Raw genomic sequence first — 15,781 nt, forward strand, 5'->3', positions numbered from 1 at the left:
GCCTGCCCCGGGCGGGTTCCCCGGATTGTCGGTGGGATCGGCTAACTTTCTGCCGTGGTCAAGAAGGGCACCAGCCACCGCTGCGCGGAATGCGGGTACGAGACGTCCCGATGGGTCGGCCGTTGTCCCGAATGCCAGGCCTGGGGCACCATCGAGGAGCGGTCCGACGGACGACCGGCGATAGCCAGGGTGGCCGCGGGCGCGCCCAGCGCTCCGGCCCGGCCGATCGCCCAGGTAGACCTGGAGGCGGCGCGGGCTCGCCCGACCGGGGTGGCCGAACTGGACCGGGTGCTCGGCGGCGGGCTGGTGCCGGGCGCGGTGGTGCTGCTGGCCGGAGAGCCCGGCGTGGGCAAGTCGACCCTGTTGCTGGAGGTCGCCTACCGGTGGGCGGCGGGCGGCGCGCCCGGGCGACCGGGGGAAGGCGCGCCGAGCCTGTATGTCACCGGGGAAGAGTCGGCAGGACAGGTCCGGTTGCGCGCCGAGCGCACTTCGAACCTGCACGACCAGATGTTTCTCGCCGCCGAAAGCGACCTGTCCGCGATCGTGGGACACGTCGACACGGTCCAGCCCGGGCTGCTGATCGTCGACTCGGTGCAGACGATGGCCTCGCCACAGGCGGAGGGCGCACCCGGCGGGGTCACGCAGGTGCGTGCCGTGACCGCCGGACTGGTCGCGCTGGCCAAGGAGCGTGGCCTGCCGGTGGTGCTCGTCGGCCATGTCACCAAGGAAGGCTCGGTCGCCGGGCCCCGCGTGCTGGAGCACCTGGTGGACGTCGTGCTCCATTTCGAGGGTGATCGGCATTCCACCCTGCGCCTGGTGCGCGGCGTGAAGAACCGGTTCGGCCCCGCGGACGAGATCGGCTGTTTCGAGCTGCGCGACGACGGGATCGAAGGCGTGCCCGACCCGTCCGGGCTGTTCCTGAACCGGCACACCACCGCCGTGCCGGGCACGGCCATCACGGTGACCGTGGAGGGCAAGCGGCCGCTCCTGTGCGAGGTGCAGGCCCTGGTGACCGACACCAATCTGCCGCAACCGCGGCGCGCGGTGAGCGGGCTCGATTCGGCGCGGGTGGGCATGGTCCTGGCGGTGCTGGAAAAGCACGCCAAGGTCAACTTCGGCAAGCACGACGTGTTCACCGCGACCGTCGGCGGGATGAAGGTGACCGAGCCGGCGGTCGACCTAGCGGTCGTGCTGGCGATCGCGTCCTCGAAGGAGGACAAAACCCTGTCGCCGCGCCTGGTCGCGATCGGGGAGGTCGGGCTGGCGGGCGAGATCCGGCGGGTGACCGGGGTGGGCCGGCGGCTGGCCGAGGCGGTCCGCCTCGGCTTCACGCACGCCATCGTGCCGCCCGATCCCGGCAAGGTGCCCGACGGCATCCGCGTCCTCGAGGTCGGCCACATCGCCGACGCCCTCAACGCCGCCGCGCACGCCTGAAAGGCTTCGCGAAGCACAATTTGGACACATCTGCCTGCATGAGTGACCCGTTCATGCCGCATTTCGACAGAAACGGGTCACTCATGCCAGTGCCGCGCCGCCGCAGAGGTCACTGCGACAGGAGCTTGGCGCAGCGGATGAGGCCGAGGTGGGAGTACGCCTGCGGGTGGTTGCCCAGGGAGCGCTCGGCGATCGGGTCGTACTGCTCGGGCAGCAGGCCGGTCGGGCCGGCTGCGTCGATGAGCTGCTCGAACAGCTCCTCCGCCTCGGTCCGCCGGCCGCTGAGCAGGTACGCCTCGATGAGCCACGCCGCGCACAGGTGGAACCCGCCCTCGCCGCCCGGTAGCCCGTCATCGCGGCGGTACCGGTACACGGTGGACCCGCTGCGCAGTTCCGCCTCGATGGCGGTCACGGTCGACTGGAACCGCTCGTCCGCCGGGTCGAGCAGGCCGGCGAGCCCGACGAACAGCGACGCGGCGTCCAGGTCCGTCCCGTCGTAGGCGGTGGTGAACGCCTGCACCTCTTCGTTCCAGCCGTGGGTCAGCACGTCCTCGGCGATCGCGGCACGCAGCGTGGGCCATTCCGCGGGGATTTCGCGCTCGTAGATCTCGCCCAGCTTGATCGCCCGGTCGATGGTCACCCAGCACATCACGCGCGAGTACACGCGGTGCCGCGGCACGTGCCGCTCCTCCCAGATGCCGTGGTCCGGCTCCGACCACCGGCGGCTGACCGCTTCGGCCATCGCCTGCACCAGCTCCCAGTCCTGGTCGCGCAGCTCGCCGCGCACCTCGGCCAGCGCGCACACCAGCTCGACGACCGGGCCGAACACGTCCAGCTGGACCTGGTGGTTGGCCAGGTTCCCGACCCGGACCGGCCGCGAACCGGCATAGCCCGGCAGGGACTCGATCACCGCCTCGGCGCCCAGCTGGGTGCCGGCGATCGTGTACAGCGGGTGCAGCCGCTCGGGCCCGGCCAGGGTCTCGAGCACGCCGTGCAGCCAGCTCAGGTAGCCCTCGGCCTCCGTGACCGAACCCAACCCGACCAGTTCCCGCACGGTCATCGCCGCGTCACGGATCCAGCAGTACCGGTAGTCCCAGTTGCGGACCCCGCCGATCTCCTCGGGCAGCGACGACGTCGCCGCGGCGAGCACGCCACCGGTGTCGCTGTTGCACAGGCCGCGCAGCGTCAGCGCCGAGCGCGCCACCAGTTCGGTCTCCACATTTGGCAGCTTCAGCGCGGACGCCCAGCCGCTCCAGTAGGTGCCCGCCCTGGTCCGACGCTCCATTTCGGACAGTTCATGCGGGCCGAGTTCCGTGGTGCCGCAACGAAGTTCCAGCACGACCGGCTCGTCGGCGGTGGGCTGGACAAGCGCGGAAGCGGAGTCGTGCAGCCCGTCCGAGGTGATCTCCCAGGTCACGCCGGGCGCGCGGAGCACGATCGGCTCGGAGGTGCCGAGCACGCGCAGGCCGTCCTCCTCGGCCACCAGCCGCACCGGCACGCCACCGAACTCCGGCCGTGGCGCGAACACCACGGTCGCCGCCGCCGAACCGGAGATCACCCGGACCAGGTCGGTGCGGTGGGCCGGGCCGCCGGGTTCCAGGTAGTCCGTGACCAGCAGCCGTGACCAGCGGGTCTCCACGGTCATCGTGTTCGGCAGGTAGCGCTGCCCCAGGGGCAGGCCGTTGCGGTAGGGCTTGATCGAGAAGTGCCCGGCGCCGACGCCGCCGAGCAGATCGGCGAACACCGCGGGGGCGTCCGGCCCGGGGTGGCACAGCCAGGTCAGCCGCGCGTCCGGGGTGAGCAGCGCGACCGAACGCTCGTTGGAGAGCATGGACATCCGCTCGATCGGCGGCGCCTGCTCGCCGTAGAGCCAGTTCCGCCGCTCCTCGAGGATGAACGCGAGTACGGTCGCGACCTCCTCGGCACCACGAATCCGGTACGCCGCAAGGGTTTCCCCGTCGCCGACCTTCACGCCCAGGTCGGGCCCGGACAGCCGGGCGAACGCCTTCTCGTCGGTCACGTCGTCGCCGAGGAACATCGCCGCGGTGGCGCCGACCTGGTGGCGAAGCGTGTCCAGTGCCCGGCCCTTGTCGGTCTGCACCACCGAGAGTTCGACGACTTCCTTGCCGTCGGTGGTGGAAACCCCGTCCCAGGTACCCGGTCCCTTGTGGATCTCGTCGAGGATCCGGTGGGCCTCGTCGCGCTCGGCCCGCCGGACATGCACCGCGATGCTCGCCGGTTTGACCTCCAGCTGTACTCCCGGCGCGCCGTCGACCAGCTTTTCCAGCTCGTGTTCCAGCCGGCGTAGCTTCTCCCGCGCCCCGGCTTCCAACGCGTGTACGAAGCCGATGTCGAACTCCGAGCCGTGGCTGCCGACCAAATGCACCTCGGCGGGCAGTCGCGACAGCGTGGCCAGGTCCCGCAGGGCCCGGCCGGAGATGACTGCGGTGGTCGTCTCGTGCAATACGGCCAGCGAACGCAACGCCCCCACGGACTCGGGCAGCGGGCGCGCCTCGTCCGGATTGCTCACGATCGGAGCCAGCGTCCCGTCATAGTCGCACGCGACCAGAAGTCGCGGCGTGCGGGCGATCTGCACGATCGCACGCCGCAGCTCGGCGGGCAAAGACTCGGCGGTCAATACTTCTCCTCAGAAGCTCAAGCATGTCAATGTCAGTCTGGCAGGCGGGCGAGGCTCACGAGAGCGCTTCCGACCCCAGTGCTTCCAGAAACGATCTCGCCCACCGGTCTACGTCATGAGTGAGGACCTGACGACGCAAGGCACGCATCCGACGTCTGCCCTCAGCAGGGTCGAGCGTAATAGCCGCCTCGAGAGCGTTTTTCACCCCATCGAGATCGTGCGGATTGACCAGGAACGAGCTGGTCAGCTCCGCGGCGGCGCCGGCGAACTCGGAGAGCACCAGCGAGCCGCCCAGGTCGTGGCGGCACGCCACGTACTCCTTGCAGACCAGGTTCATCCCATCACGTAGCGGAGTCACGACCATTACATCGGCCGCAGAGAAGAACGCCGCAAGCTCCGTACGGTTGACCGACTGATGCAGGTAGTGCACGACCGGGTGCCCCACGCGCGCGAACTCGCCGTTGATCCGGCCGACCATCTGCTCGATCTCGCCGCGCATGCGCTGGTAGTGCCCGACCCGCTCGCGGCTCGGGGTGGCGAGCTGGACGAACGTGACGTCCTCCGGGCGGATCCGGCCCTCGTGGAGCAGCTCGTGCAGGGCCTGCAGCCGCAGGTCGATGCCCTTGGTGTAGTCGAGCCGGTCGACTCCCAGCAGGAGCGTCTTGGGATTGCCGAGATCGCGCCGGACCTGCGCCGCGCGCTCGACGACCTGCTTGGTGCGGGCGAGGCTGTCCAGCCCGGCCGCATCGATCGAGATCGGGAAGGCGCCGACACGCACGGTCCGGTTGCCGACCTGCATCAGGCCCGGCCGGGACCGCACGCCGACCGCGCCCCGGCTCGGTTCGAGACCGACCAGGGTGCGAGCGAGCCAGAGGAAGTTCTGCGCGCCGCCCGGACGGTGGAAACCGACCAGGTCGGCGCCGATCAGCCCGCGTACGATCTCGGCCCGCCACGGCAGCTGCATGAACAGCTCGACCGGCGGGAACGGGATGTGCAGGAAGAACCCGATCCGCAGGTCCGGGCGCAACTCGCGGAGCATGCTCGGGACCAGTTGCAGCTGGTAGTCCTGTACCCAGACGGTGGCACCCTCGGCCGCCACCTTGGCGCTGGCCTCGGCGAACCGGCGGTTGACCTTGACGTAGGACTCCCACCACTTCCGGTCGAACACCGGCGGTTGGACAACGTCGTGGTAGAGCGGCCACAAAGTGGCGTTCGAGAAGCCTTCGTAGTAGTCGCGCACGTCATCGTCGGTCAGCGTCACCGGGTAGAGCACCATGCCCTCGTCGGTGAACGGGTCGACCTCGACCCCGGGCACGCCCGGCCAGCCCACCCAGGCGCCCTTGCGGGAGCGCAGGAACGGCTCCAGCGCGGAGACGAGGCCGCCGGGGCTCGCCGTCCAGCGCTGGGTGCCGTCCGCCGCACGCTCGAGGTCCACGGGCAGCCGGTTGGCCACCACGACGAAGTCCGCCGAAGACAGGCCGATCGCTGGTTCGCTCACGTCTTCTCCTCCGCGGGTTTGCGCGCGACCGCAATCGTGTCGACGGGGCGCTCCATCTGAGGGCGAGTCACGTGCTCGGCTCGGGCGCCCCGCCGCCCCGATGGCGGGACAACGGCGCGCGCGTGCTGGTCACCTTGATTGCCGCGACTAGACATAGCGCTCGCTCACGTCACCGCTTTCTGTCTTGCTCACCGCCTCCGACACTATCCCGTGTCCGAAGTGACGATCGACCGCGCGGTGGGGCACCTACTCTGTTCGCCGCCCGGCCGGGCGGCTCATGTGTTCGGTCACTCCAGCCGTCGCTTGGCCGGCCGCAGCGGCCCGGCCATCCGGGGACCGGACAGCTTACGTTCCAGTCTGCCCAGTCGGGTCCGCACGGGCTGGGCAAGGTACTCGCCGAGCACGACCCCGGCGGCCAGCGCGAGCCCGATCGCGACCGCGCGCATCAGCGTCGAGATCCCGGTCGCCTCGGTGGCCAGCTCGTACAGGCCGCGGTAGGTGGACAGCCCGGGCAGCAGCGGTGTGATCCCCGAAACGGCCACGACCAGCGGGGTGACCCTGAGCCGGCGTGACAGCACCCCGCCGCAGAACCCGACCAGCGTCGCGGCGATGGCGGACGAGCCGATGGAGTCCAGCGAGGCCAGCACCAGACCGTTGTAGACGAAGGCGCCGATCGCGCCCGCCGCGGCCGCCACGAGCAGGGCGCGCAGCGTCGAGTAGCTGGCCAGCGCGAAGCAGGCGGCCGTGCCCGCGCCCGCCACGGTCACCAACGGCAGGCCCAGCGCCGTCTGCGACGGCAGTTCGGGGATCGCCTGCTCCAGTCCGACCGCCTTGCTGAGGTTCAGGGCGAGCGCGACGCCGCTGATCAGCCCGGCACTCATCAGGACGATCTCCATGGTGCGCCCGGCCGCGGTCACGTTGTAACCGGTGATCGCGTCTTGCACCGCCGAAACCGTGGACAGCCCGGACAGCAACACGGTGATCGCCGCGGCCGCGACCAGAGTGGAAAACCGCATCGGCACCATTCCGGTGTTGACGATGGCGGTGGCCAGGCCGGTGGCCACCAGGCCGCCGACCACCTGCTGGAAGAAGAAGGGCAACAGGTACTTGTTGAGCAGGCGGCCGAGCCGGTCCACCAGCGCGGAAATGAAGAAGGCCCCGATGGCCACCGTCGGCCCGCCGCCCAGGATCAGCGTGACGAAGAAGGCCATCCCGCCCCAGGCCAGGGTCGCCACCCAGCGCGGGTACGGATGTGGCGCCGCGGTGATCCGGCTCAGTTCGGCGTGGGCCTCTTTCGCGTCGACCTTGTTGCGGATGATCTGCTGCACCAGCATTTCGGTCTCGGACAGCCGGGTGTAGTCCAGGCTCCGCGAACGGACCACTCGCAGCGCGCTGACCGGGGCCAGTTCGGTGCCCCGGTGGCAGGTGACGGTGATCGACGTGAAGATGACATCGACTTCGCAGTGCGGCAGTCCGAGGGACGAGGTCAGCGCCAGAATCGTCGCGGTCACGTCCGAGGCGCCCGCGCCGCTGGCCATCTGGACCTCGCCGATGCGCAGCACCAGGTCGAGCACGAAGTTGACGGTCCCGTCGTCGGGCAGCGCCGGACCGTGCTCGGCACCGACCGCCGGGGCCGGCTGTTCCCCGGCCGATCCGTCGAGCCTGCGCCAGGCCCACCGATGTGACATGGTCGCCCGCCTGCGCCGGTTGTTCCGGTCGACGGCGGGATCCCGTGGCGGTTCCTGGCTGTGCCAGCCGCGCCCGCGGTTCGCCTGTCCGCCGGCGTGCTGGATGTTCGTCATGCGGTTTCCACCTCCCATTCCCACCGTGAGCATCGCCACCCGGTGCAAGGTCGTAACGGGGCCGGACCCGTGGCGTGCGCCACTTCGCCGTTAAACCCTCGATCGGGGTACTTGCTACGATGGCGCGCGACCGGCCGACTTAGCTCAGTTGGTAGAGCAGCTGTCTTGTAAACAGCAGGTCAGGGGTTCGAGTCCCCTAGTCGGCTCAGCGCCGAACCAGGGAGTTCTCCGAGGTGGGAACTCCCTGGTCGCGGGTTGGTCTGGAGTAGCCCCGGTCCGGCCGGGACGGTGGCCGCCGCGGGCCGTCGCCACCATCCTCGGCTGCCGCCCAGGGCAAACCCCGTCGAGCTTAACGGCGATGTTTCGCTATTACTCGCCAGGCGTGTGCTGATACCGACGAGCCATTGTCGATCTTCGATCAGCCCGGGTGGGGCTGGGACAACACGATCACGACCATGCAGGATCGCAATTCCACGTGTCAAACGCTGGGATGAACGGATGCCCACGGAGTTCGGTGAGTTCAGTCCACTGGGTGCTGGAGACACCGAATATTTCGGTGTCTCGAAAACTCCGTCCGATTTATTCCGGTGACGCGGCGCGGACAGCTGATCGGCTATTTGCGGGTTCGAAGAATCCACGAGCGAGGACGCCGCACTAGTCGCCAACCGCAGCAGGAGAGTTGACGCGGGGTTGGCGGCGGTCGCGCCATAGCGGCGCGCTGAGCGCCGGTGCCGATCATGAGCACCTGACACGCGTGGGGGCTTCCCGCGTGAGGAAAACCACGGTCAGCGCCTGCTCGGCCGTCCACATGCGACCTCGCGCAGATTCCGATCACCATTACGATCCGTGCTTCCTCACTGCCGGTCGGCGAGCGTGCGATCAGTTGGCGTGCGGTGTCGACCTCGGTTTGTGAGGGTTGAAGCGTGGTCATTGCTCGTCTGCGTCGCTGGCTGCCCCTGACGGCCATCGTCCCGCTGCTGGCGGATGTGGTCCTCATCCTGACCTGGGGCCGTCAGTTGGGCTGGGGCGTGGTTGCCGTGGTCGCCGTGGTGCTGGCCGCCGCGGCGCTCGTCGCCGTGCACCATGCGGAGGTCGTGGCGCACCGGGTGGGCGAGCCGTTCGGGTCGTTGGTGCTGGCTTTGGCGGTCACGGTGATCGAAGTCGCCCTGATCGTCACGATGATGACCTCCGGCGGACCGGGGAGCTTCTCGCTGGCCCGCGACACGGTGTTCGCCGCCGCGATGATCACCATGAACGGCATCGTCGGGCTCTCACTGCTGCTCGGAACGGTGCGCTACGGGAGCGCCCTGTTCAACCCCGAAGGCAGCGGTGCCGCGCTGGCCTGCGTGGTCACCCTCGCCACGCTGAGCCTGGTGCTGCCGACGTTCACCACCAGCCGGCCCGGGCCCGAGTTCTCCGCGATTCAGCTCACCTTCGCCGCGATGGCCTCGCTCGTGGTCTACGGCGTTTTCGTATTCACCCAGACCATTCGGCACCGCGACTTCTTCCTGCCGGTGACCAGCGCGGGCGAGTCGGTGATCGCCGTCGAGGAGGCGCACGCCAAGCCGCCCAGCCTGGGGCGGACCCTGGCCAGCCTGGCGCTGCTGATCCTGGCGCTGATCGCGGTGGTCGGGTTGGCCAAGGTGGAATCCCCGGCGATCGAGACGGGCGTGCGTGCGGCCGGCTTCCCGCACGCGGTCGTCGGCGTGGTGATCGCCCTGCTCGTGCTGGTGCCGGAGACCGTCGCCGCGGTCCGGTCCGCGCTGCGCCGTCGCATCCAGATCAGCCTGAACCTGGCCTACGGCTCCGCGCTCGCCAGCATCGGGCTGACCATCCCGGTCATCGCGCTCGCGTCCAGGTGGCTGCCCGGCCCGCTGCTGCTCGGACTGCAACCGTCGCAGATGGTGTTGTTGGCCCTCACCTCGGTGGTCAGCGTGCTCACCGTGGTCCCGGGACGGGCGACCCGGCTGCAGGGCACCCTCCACCTCGTGCTGCTCGCCGCGTTCCTGTTGCTGGCGATAAATCCGTGACCGACCGGCGGTGGCGATCTTTCCGGATCGCCCGAGAGCGGGGCTGGGCAGTGTTTCCAAGTGCGCGCGATCGGATTTGGGTTGCCAGACCGCGACTCCTGCGTGGCCCTTGCCTTCTTCAGGTTGGCGGCGTGCCTCCCCGAATCCAAGGCCTCCGGCGCGCGCCCGTGGTCACCTCGGGCGGAAACACGGACTTTGACACACGCTCTAGGCTGCGAGATCGCCCGGTGTGGACCTGTGGGGCTGGGTTCAGGCCGGCTACTGCTCGCTGTTGCCGCGCCCGACTCTGTCTCGAAGGAGTTCCCGCGTGACGGTCCACCATCTCGAACCCGCTCCCGGCACCGTGGTCGACGTGTTCAGCCGGGACAGCCCGACCGCGCTCACCGTCGATCCGGGCGACACGGTGGTCGTGAAGTCGCTGGACGCGCGCGGATACCTGCAACGGCAGCGCACCCCCGGCGAGGACCGGCCGCGCATGTTCCCCGAGGCGCGCGGCCACTGCCTGACCGGGCCGATCGACGTGCGTGGCGCCGAACCCGGCACCGTGCTCGCCGTACACCTGAAGTCGCTCATACCGGGTGACTGGGGCTGGACGGTGGCCGCGGCCAGGGACAACTGGCTGAACCGCCGGCTCGGCGTGGCCGGCGGGCCACCCGCGTGGCTGCTGTGGGACCTCGACTGGGACCCCGACGCGGGAGCGGGCACCGGCACCAACGACCTCGGCCGGACCGTGCGCCTCGCGCCGTTCCTCGGGATCGTCGGCATGCCACCGGCCGAGCCCGGCGAACACTCGACGACCCCGCCGCGCACGCTCGGCGGCGGCAACATCGACTGCCGGGAACTGGTCGCCGGATCCACGCTGTACCTGCCGGTCACCGTGCCCGGTGCGCACCTGCTGCTCGGCGACGGTCACGCGGTCCAGGGCGACGGCGAGGTCAGTGGGACCGCCATCGAATGCGCCATGACCACCGAGGTGGTTTTCGACGTGCTGACTGCGACGTCCGTACCCGGCATCCACGCCGAGACTCCGAGCGGCCGGATCACCTTCGGGTTCCACGAGAACCTCAACGAGGCGATGGCCGACGCGCTGGAGGCCATGGTGATCTGGCTCCAGGACCGATACGGCCTCGACAAGACGACCGCACTCGCGCTGGCCAGCCCATCCGTGGACATGCGGGTCACCCAGGTGGCCAACAAGACGTGGGGCGTGCACGCCGTGTTACCCGAGGGCGCGATCCGCTGACCCGACAGGTGGTACGGTCCGGTCATCTCGGCGACGTCGATATTTGGTGTGTATCAAGGATGAGAGGGAGGTGAGGTTGATGACCGCGAAGGTGGCCGCTGTCGAACGCGGCGCTACGACCAACCTCGTTTCCCGGGTCTCGGCTGGACTCAGCTGAGTCGATCCGCCCAGCGGGATCGCTCATCCTTCGGCGGGTTCTTCTCGTTTCGGCCGAGATCCCTTATCGCAAGGATCTCCTTAATTGTCTTCACCATTCTCCACTCGTCTCGAGACCGGCCACGAAGACCGCCGGGCTATCCGGAAGATCAACCTTGCGGCCTTCCCCACCGCACTGGAGGCCGACCTCGTCGACGCGCTGCGCGAGGACCCAGGCGCCTGGTTGCCCTGGGGCTCCTGGATCGCCGAAAGCCCCGACGGCACCGCGACCGGCTTCGCGCTCCTGACCCGCTGCCACGTCGACGACTTCCCAGCGCTCGCGCTCGGGCCCTGCGCCGTGCCGCCGGAACAGCAGAGCATGGGGGCCGGCTCGGCGGCGATCCGGGCAGCGCTCGATGCGGCCCGTACCGCAGGCGAGAAGCTCGTTCTCGTCCTCGGCCATGCCGCGTACTACCCCAGGTTCGGGTTCACCCCGGCCTCCCGATACGGCATCCGCCCGCCCTTTGAGGTCCCGGACGAGAACATGATGGCACTCGCATTCGACCCGGACCGTCCCATACCGGCCGGCACCATCCGTTACGCCGCACCGTTCGGCGTCTGACCCGGCCAATACCGCCGCACGGCCGGAACCGGGAACTCGCGCGCCGGAACCGGGGACACGCGCGCTGGAATCGGGAACTCGCGCGCCGGAACCGGGAACTCGCGCGCTGGAACCGGGGACACGCCAGCGACCGGCGTGTCCCCGGTCCAGGGCGCTGTGTCCCCGGTTGGGGAGGGTGAGTTCCCGGTTGGGGGCGGTGAGTTCCGGGTTGTGGGCGGTGAGTTCCGGGTTGTGGGCAAGCGCCGTGCCGCTTGGTCACCGGCGACAACGCCGCTTTCCGGCCCGGTGACCAAAGACCCCGGGACCGGCGACGGTCGCCTCTGCCGCCCGCTCGGCCCGCCCAGCAGGCTCTCCCCGAGGGGCCACAGGAGGTGTTCGCCATGCCGTTCACCGATCGCCGCGAGGCGGGACGGCGGCTGGCGCAACGTCTGGCGGCGTACCGCGGCGGCGATGTCGTGGTGCTCGCGCTGCCGCGGGGCGGCGTGCCGGTCGCGTTCGAGGTCGCGCGGGTGTTGCGGGCTCCGCTCGACGTGCTCGTGGTGCGCAAACTCGGCCTGCCCTACCAGCCCGAACTCGCGCTCGGCGCGATCGGAGAGGGGGGCGTCCGAGTGCTCAACCGCGAGGTCGTGCAGATGGCGCGGCTGACCGGCGAGGAGATCGCGGCGGTGGAGGACACCGAGCGGATTGAGTTGCAGCGCCGCGCCGAGCGGTTCCGGGCCGGGCGCCCACGGGTTCCGCTGCGCGGCCGGACCGCGTTGATCGTCGACGACGGAGTGGCGACCGGATCCACCGCACGGGCCGCCTGCCTCCTCGCCCGCGCGCAGGGCGCCGCCCGTGTCGTTTTCGCCGTGCCGGTGGGAGCACCGGACGCCCTGATCGCCCTCGGCGAGGACGCCGACAAGGTCGTGTGGCTGGAAGCGCCTTCCTGGTTCCACGCGGTCGGGCAGTGGTATCGCGACTTCCAGCAGACCTCGGACCAGGAGGTGACCGAGTTGCTGCACCGGGCCACCCCGGCGGAAACCCCGGCCGCGGAACCGCGAGACTCCGACGTCGAGGTGATGGTCGGATCGCTGCGGCTCGCCGGGCACCTCACCGTGCCGGAAGGCGCGGTCGGCTTCGTGGTGTTCGCGCACGGCAGCGGCAGCAGCCGGCACAGTCCGCGCAACCGCGAGGTGGCCGCCGCGCTCAACCAGGCACGCCTGGGCACCCTGCTGTTCGACCTGCTCACCGCGCCCGAAGAACTCGACCGGGCCAGGGTGTTCGACGTCGAACTGCTTGCCTACCGCCTGACCGAGGTGACCCGGTGGGTAAGCGAACAGCCCGGCACCGCCGGCCTGCCGGTGGGCTACTTCGGGGCGAGCACCGGAGCGGCGGCCGCGTTGTGGGCGGCGGCCGACCCGCGCGTCGACGCGCGGGCGGTCGTGTGCCGTGGCGGCAGGCCGGACCTCGCCCGCGACCGGCTTCCGCTGGTGCACGCTCCGACCCTGCTGATCGTGGGCGGCCGCGACGCGACCGTGCTCGAACTCAACCGGCAGGCCCAGGAGGCCATCGCGGGCGAATGCGAACTCGCGGTGGTGCCGGGCGCCACCCACCTGTTCGCCGAGCCCGGCACGCTCGACGAGGTCTCGGCCCGGGCGCGGGACTGGTTCATCTCGCACCTCACGGCCGTGCCCTCCGCCTGACTGGAGTGCGTCTCGAAGTCCGCGTTTCCGCCCGCGGTAACGCGTCCTTCGAAACACTTGTCTGACTGTTAGGGAGTAGTCGCGGTGCAGATCGCTTCGACGAACCGGCCGATGGTTGCGTCGGGCAGGTGCCGGGCGAGGTCGGCCTCGCTGATCATGCCGACCAGCCGCTTTCCCTCCAGGACGGGAACCCGGCGGACCTGATGCTCCTCCATCACGGTTAGTACGTCGTCGATGCCGGCGTCGGCGTTCACCAGGTGGGGCACGCCCTGGGCCAGTTCGCCGGCGGTCATCGTGTGCGGGTCCTTTCCGGCCGCGACGCACTTCAGCACGATGTCGCGATCGGTGATGATGCCGTGCAGCCGGTCATCGTCGCCGCAGATCGGCAGCGCGCCGACGCCCAGGTCGCGCATCTGCCGGGCCGCGTTTTCCAGAGTTTCGTGCTCACCGATGCACTTCGCGCCCGCGTGCATGATGTCCCGAGCGTGAGTCATGGCCGTCCTCCTACGAGCTCGATGGTTCGCTGAACACGGAGCATGCGCCCGCATGGGCCGAACCCAGAAGGGCCGAAGGTCCCCGTCGGAACGTGCGAACGACCGTGTGCCGGGCTGCGATCCGGTCAACAATGCGGCCTCGACGTTGACCGGCTCCGGGGAATGGCTTCTACTTGTTCGACTGGGCGGCAGGATCGACCGAGGGGACCTCGCATGAGCTATCCGCCTCCGACCGGGCAGTACCCCGATTCGAGTCCAATTTCCGGTGGCCTTCCACAACCACCGCCACAACCTGGTCAATATCCGCCTGCGCCGGCGTACCCGGGCGCATTCGAACCGGCGATGACGCGTAAGCCGGATGGCCGGGCGGCGATCACCGCCGCCGTGCTGGCCATCCAGGGTGCGCTGGTCGCTGCGCTCCTGCTGTACGAGGACATCTATTTGATAAGGCTGGTCAGTTTCCTCGACGGCACCTGGAGCCTCTGGGTGTTGCTGGCCGTCTGCCTGGTCGAACTGTTCACCCTGCTCCCCGGCGGGATCATGGTGCTGGCGCGCAAGCGCGCCGGGCGATGGCTGATCGTCGTCGGCTGCCTGGTGCACCTTGCACTGGGTATCGCGGTGCTGGGATCGGGGATGCCGGTGACCGTGCGAGGACTCGGTCTCGACACGCGACAGTCTTCTCCCGAGTCCCCACTCATCCTGCTGGTCGCGCTCATTCCGGCGGTCCTGACGCTGGTCCTGGTCCTGTTGCCGTACACGACGGACTGGCTGGCGTGGCGGGATCCATCGTCGTTCCTCAGCCGGACTCCGTACTACGGGCCGCCATCCGGGTACGGGCCGCAGCCCACCGCTAGCCAGCAGCCATACGGCCAGCAGTCACCTGGCCAGCAGTCACATGGCCAGCAGTCTGGCTATTTCCCGCCCGCATCAAGCTGACCTCCGCGCGTGTCCCCGGTTCAGGCCCCCGAGTTCCGGGTTCAGGCCCCCGTGTCCCCGGTTCAGGCGGACGAGTTCCGGGTTCAGGCCCCCGAGTTCCGGGTTCAGGCGGACGAGTTCCGGGTTCAAGCAGCTGAGTTCTGGGTTGGGGCACTCCGCGGGCGGACTACCGAACGATGATCGAGTGCTCGCCGGGCGGAACGAGTTCGCCGATCACTTCCGCACCGGGGATCTCTCCGGCGAGCAGCAATCCGCCTGAGGTTTGCGCGTCGGCGAGCAGTAGCGCCTCCTCCTCGCTGATCGCGGACAGGTCGGCATGCGGGCGGACCCAGTCGAGGTTGCGCCGGGTTCCTCCGCTGACGTATCCGTCGGCCAGCGCCGCCCGTGCACCGTCTATATAGGACACTTTGGTCGAGTCGACGATCGCCGTCACCCCGCTGGCGCGGGCCAGCTTGTAGAGATGGCCGAGCAGACCGAAGCCGGTGACGTCGGTGGCGCACGTGATGCCCGCGTCCAACGCCGCTCGGGACGCCTCGGAGTTCAACGTCGTCATCACGTCGATGGCCGCGTCGAACACCTCGCCGGTCGCCTTGTGCCGGGTGTTGAGTACCCCGATGCCCAACGGCTTGGTCAGGGAAAGCGGACAGCCCGGTTGGCCGGAATCGTTGCGCAGTAAGCGTTTCGGGTCGGCCAGTCCGGTCACCGCGAGCCCGTACTTCGGCTCCGGATCGTCCACACTGTGCCCGCCGGCCAGGTGACAGCCCGCCGCGGTGCACACGTCGAGCCCGCCGCGCAGGGTCTGGCCGGCCAGCTCGAACGGCAGCACCTCGCGCGGCCAGCCGAGCAGGTTCACCGCGACCGTGGGCTGCCCGCCCATGGCGTACACATCGGACAGTGCGTTCGCCGCGGCGATCCGGCCCCAGTCATAGGGATCGTCGACGACGGGCGTGAAGAAGTCCGTCGTGGCGATCACCGCGAGATCCGGCCGGACGAGCACCGCCGCGGCGTCGTCGCCGCCGTCCAACCCGACCAGCAACTCGCCGAGCGGGTTCCGGGGGAGCGCGCCGGTAACGCCGCGCACCACGTCCTCCAACTCGCCCGGCGGGATCTTGCAGGCGCAGCCGCCACCGTGCGCGTACTGCGTCAGCCGGTAGCTCGTGCCGGTTTCTCCGCGAGGGTCACCGTGATCGCCGCGACTTGACGTACTGAGTGTCATGGCTCAATGCTGCTCCGGTCGCGCGCTGCCCGCTCAGTTGCGACGATGGGT

At 69.7% G+C, this 15,781-nt stretch carries 11 protein-coding genes and 1 tRNA gene; 7 read left to right on the forward strand and 5 right to left on the reverse strand.

What is annotated here, in order from left to right; all coding sequences use genetic code 11:
* Positions 1 to 54: 54 nt before the first annotated feature.
* Positions 55 to 1,434, forward strand: coding sequence for a DNA repair protein RadA (gene radA / locus A3CU_RS0114540; RefSeq protein WP_027942909.1), 1,380 nt, complete (start codon positions 55 to 57; stop codon positions 1,432 to 1,434).
* 109 nt (positions 1,435 to 1,543) lie between these two features.
* Here radA and otsB read toward each other — a convergent pair whose 3' ends face one another.
* The 3 genes from otsB to A3CU_RS0114555 all read right to left on the reverse strand — a co-directional run bounded on the left by otsB (position 1,544) and on the right by A3CU_RS0114555 (position 7,372).
* Positions 1,544 to 4,072, reverse strand: coding sequence for a trehalose-phosphatase (gene otsB, locus A3CU_RS0114545; RefSeq protein ID WP_027942910.1), 2,529 nt, complete (start codon positions 4,070 to 4,072; stop codon positions 1,544 to 1,546).
* Positions 4,073 to 4,127: 55 nt separating this feature from the next.
* Positions 4,128 to 5,570 carry an alpha,alpha-trehalose-phosphate synthase (UDP-forming) gene (locus tag A3CU_RS0114550; RefSeq protein WP_027942911.1) on the reverse strand — a complete coding sequence of 481 codons (1,443 nt, stop codon included), beginning with the start codon at positions 5,568 to 5,570 and terminating at the stop codon, positions 4,128 to 4,130.
* Positions 5,571 to 5,857: 287 nt separating this feature from the next.
* Entirely contained in the window at positions 5,858 to 7,372 is a 1,515-nt protein-coding gene (locus tag A3CU_RS0114555) for a threonine/serine exporter family protein (protein WP_027942912.1), read from the reverse strand.
* A gap of 133 nt (positions 7,373 to 7,505) precedes the next feature.
* Between A3CU_RS0114555 and A3CU_RS0114560 the strand changes: the two genes are divergently transcribed.
* From A3CU_RS0114560 to A3CU_RS0114580, 5 genes are all read left to right on the forward strand, one after another.
* A tRNA-Thr gene (locus A3CU_RS0114560) sits at positions 7,506 to 7,578 on the forward strand.
* A gap of 723 nt (positions 7,579 to 8,301) precedes the next feature.
* Entirely contained in the window at positions 8,302 to 9,402 is a 1,101-nt protein-coding gene (locus A3CU_RS0114565; protein WP_027942913.1) for a calcium:cation antiporter, read from the forward strand.
* 307 nt (positions 9,403 to 9,709) lie between these two features.
* Complete coding sequence (locus A3CU_RS0114570) at positions 9,710 to 10,645, forward strand: acetamidase/formamidase family protein (RefSeq protein WP_027942914.1); 936 nt, start codon at positions 9,710 to 9,712, stop codon at positions 10,643 to 10,645.
* A gap of 241 nt (positions 10,646 to 10,886) precedes the next feature.
* On the forward strand, positions 10,887 to 11,402 hold the full coding sequence (locus A3CU_RS0114575; RefSeq protein ID WP_027942915.1) for a GNAT family N-acetyltransferase: 516 nt from the start codon (positions 10,887 to 10,889) through the stop codon (positions 11,400 to 11,402).
* 380 nt (positions 11,403 to 11,782) lie between these two features.
* Positions 11,783 to 13,084, forward strand: a complete 1,302-nt coding sequence (locus A3CU_RS0114580) for a phosphoribosyltransferase (protein WP_027942916.1) — start codon at positions 11,783 to 11,785, stop codon at positions 13,082 to 13,084.
* Between the two features lie 68 nt (positions 13,085 to 13,152).
* On the opposite strand, the gene A3CU_RS0114585 is transcribed toward A3CU_RS0114580, so the two are convergent.
* Positions 13,153 to 13,578 carry a CBS domain-containing protein gene (locus A3CU_RS0114585; RefSeq protein ID WP_027942917.1) on the reverse strand — a complete coding sequence of 142 codons (426 nt, stop codon included), beginning with the start codon at positions 13,576 to 13,578 and terminating at the stop codon, positions 13,153 to 13,155.
* A 342-nt stretch (positions 13,579 to 13,920) separates the two neighbouring features.
* Here A3CU_RS0114585 and A3CU_RS44825 point away from each other — a divergent pair, with 342 nt between their 5' ends.
* Complete coding sequence (locus tag A3CU_RS44825) at positions 13,921 to 14,514, forward strand: hypothetical protein (protein ID WP_052371726.1); 594 nt, start codon at positions 13,921 to 13,923, stop codon at positions 14,512 to 14,514.
* A gap of 166 nt (positions 14,515 to 14,680) precedes the next feature.
* Here the strand turns inward: A3CU_RS44825 and selD are convergent, their stop codons facing one another.
* On the reverse strand, positions 14,681 to 15,730 hold the full coding sequence (selD, locus tag A3CU_RS0114595) for a selenide, water dikinase SelD (protein WP_052371727.1): 1,050 nt from the start codon (positions 15,728 to 15,730) through the stop codon (positions 14,681 to 14,683).
* Between the last annotated feature and the right edge of the window lie 51 nt (positions 15,731 to 15,781).

It is taken from the genome of Amycolatopsis taiwanensis DSM 45107 (genome assembly GCF_000519205.1).
Classification (GTDB): domain Bacteria; phylum Actinomycetota; class Actinomycetes; order Mycobacteriales; family Pseudonocardiaceae; genus Amycolatopsis_E; species Amycolatopsis_E taiwanensis.

What these genes read in the sequence shown, in the direction of transcription:
- A3CU_RS44825 (WP_052371726.1), top strand. Translation starts at nt 13,921, where the DNA reads ATGACGCGTAAGCCGGATGGCCGGGCGGCGATCACCGCCGCCGTGCTG.
- A3CU_RS0114580 (WP_027942916.1), top strand. Translation starts at nt 11,783, where the DNA reads ATGCCGTTCACCGATCGCCGCGAGGCGGGACGGCGGCTGGCGCAACGT.
- selD (WP_052371727.1), bottom strand. Translation starts at nt 15,730, where the DNA reads ATGACACTCAGTACGTCAAGTCGCGGCGATCACGGTGACCCTCGCGGA.
- A3CU_RS0114555 (WP_027942912.1), bottom strand. Translation starts at nt 7,372, where the DNA reads ATGACGAACATCCAGCACGCCGGCGGACAGGCGAACCGCGGGCGCGGC.
- A3CU_RS0114585 (WP_027942917.1), bottom strand. Translation starts at nt 13,578, where the DNA reads ATGACTCACGCTCGGGACATCATGCACGCGGGCGCGAAGTGCATCGGT.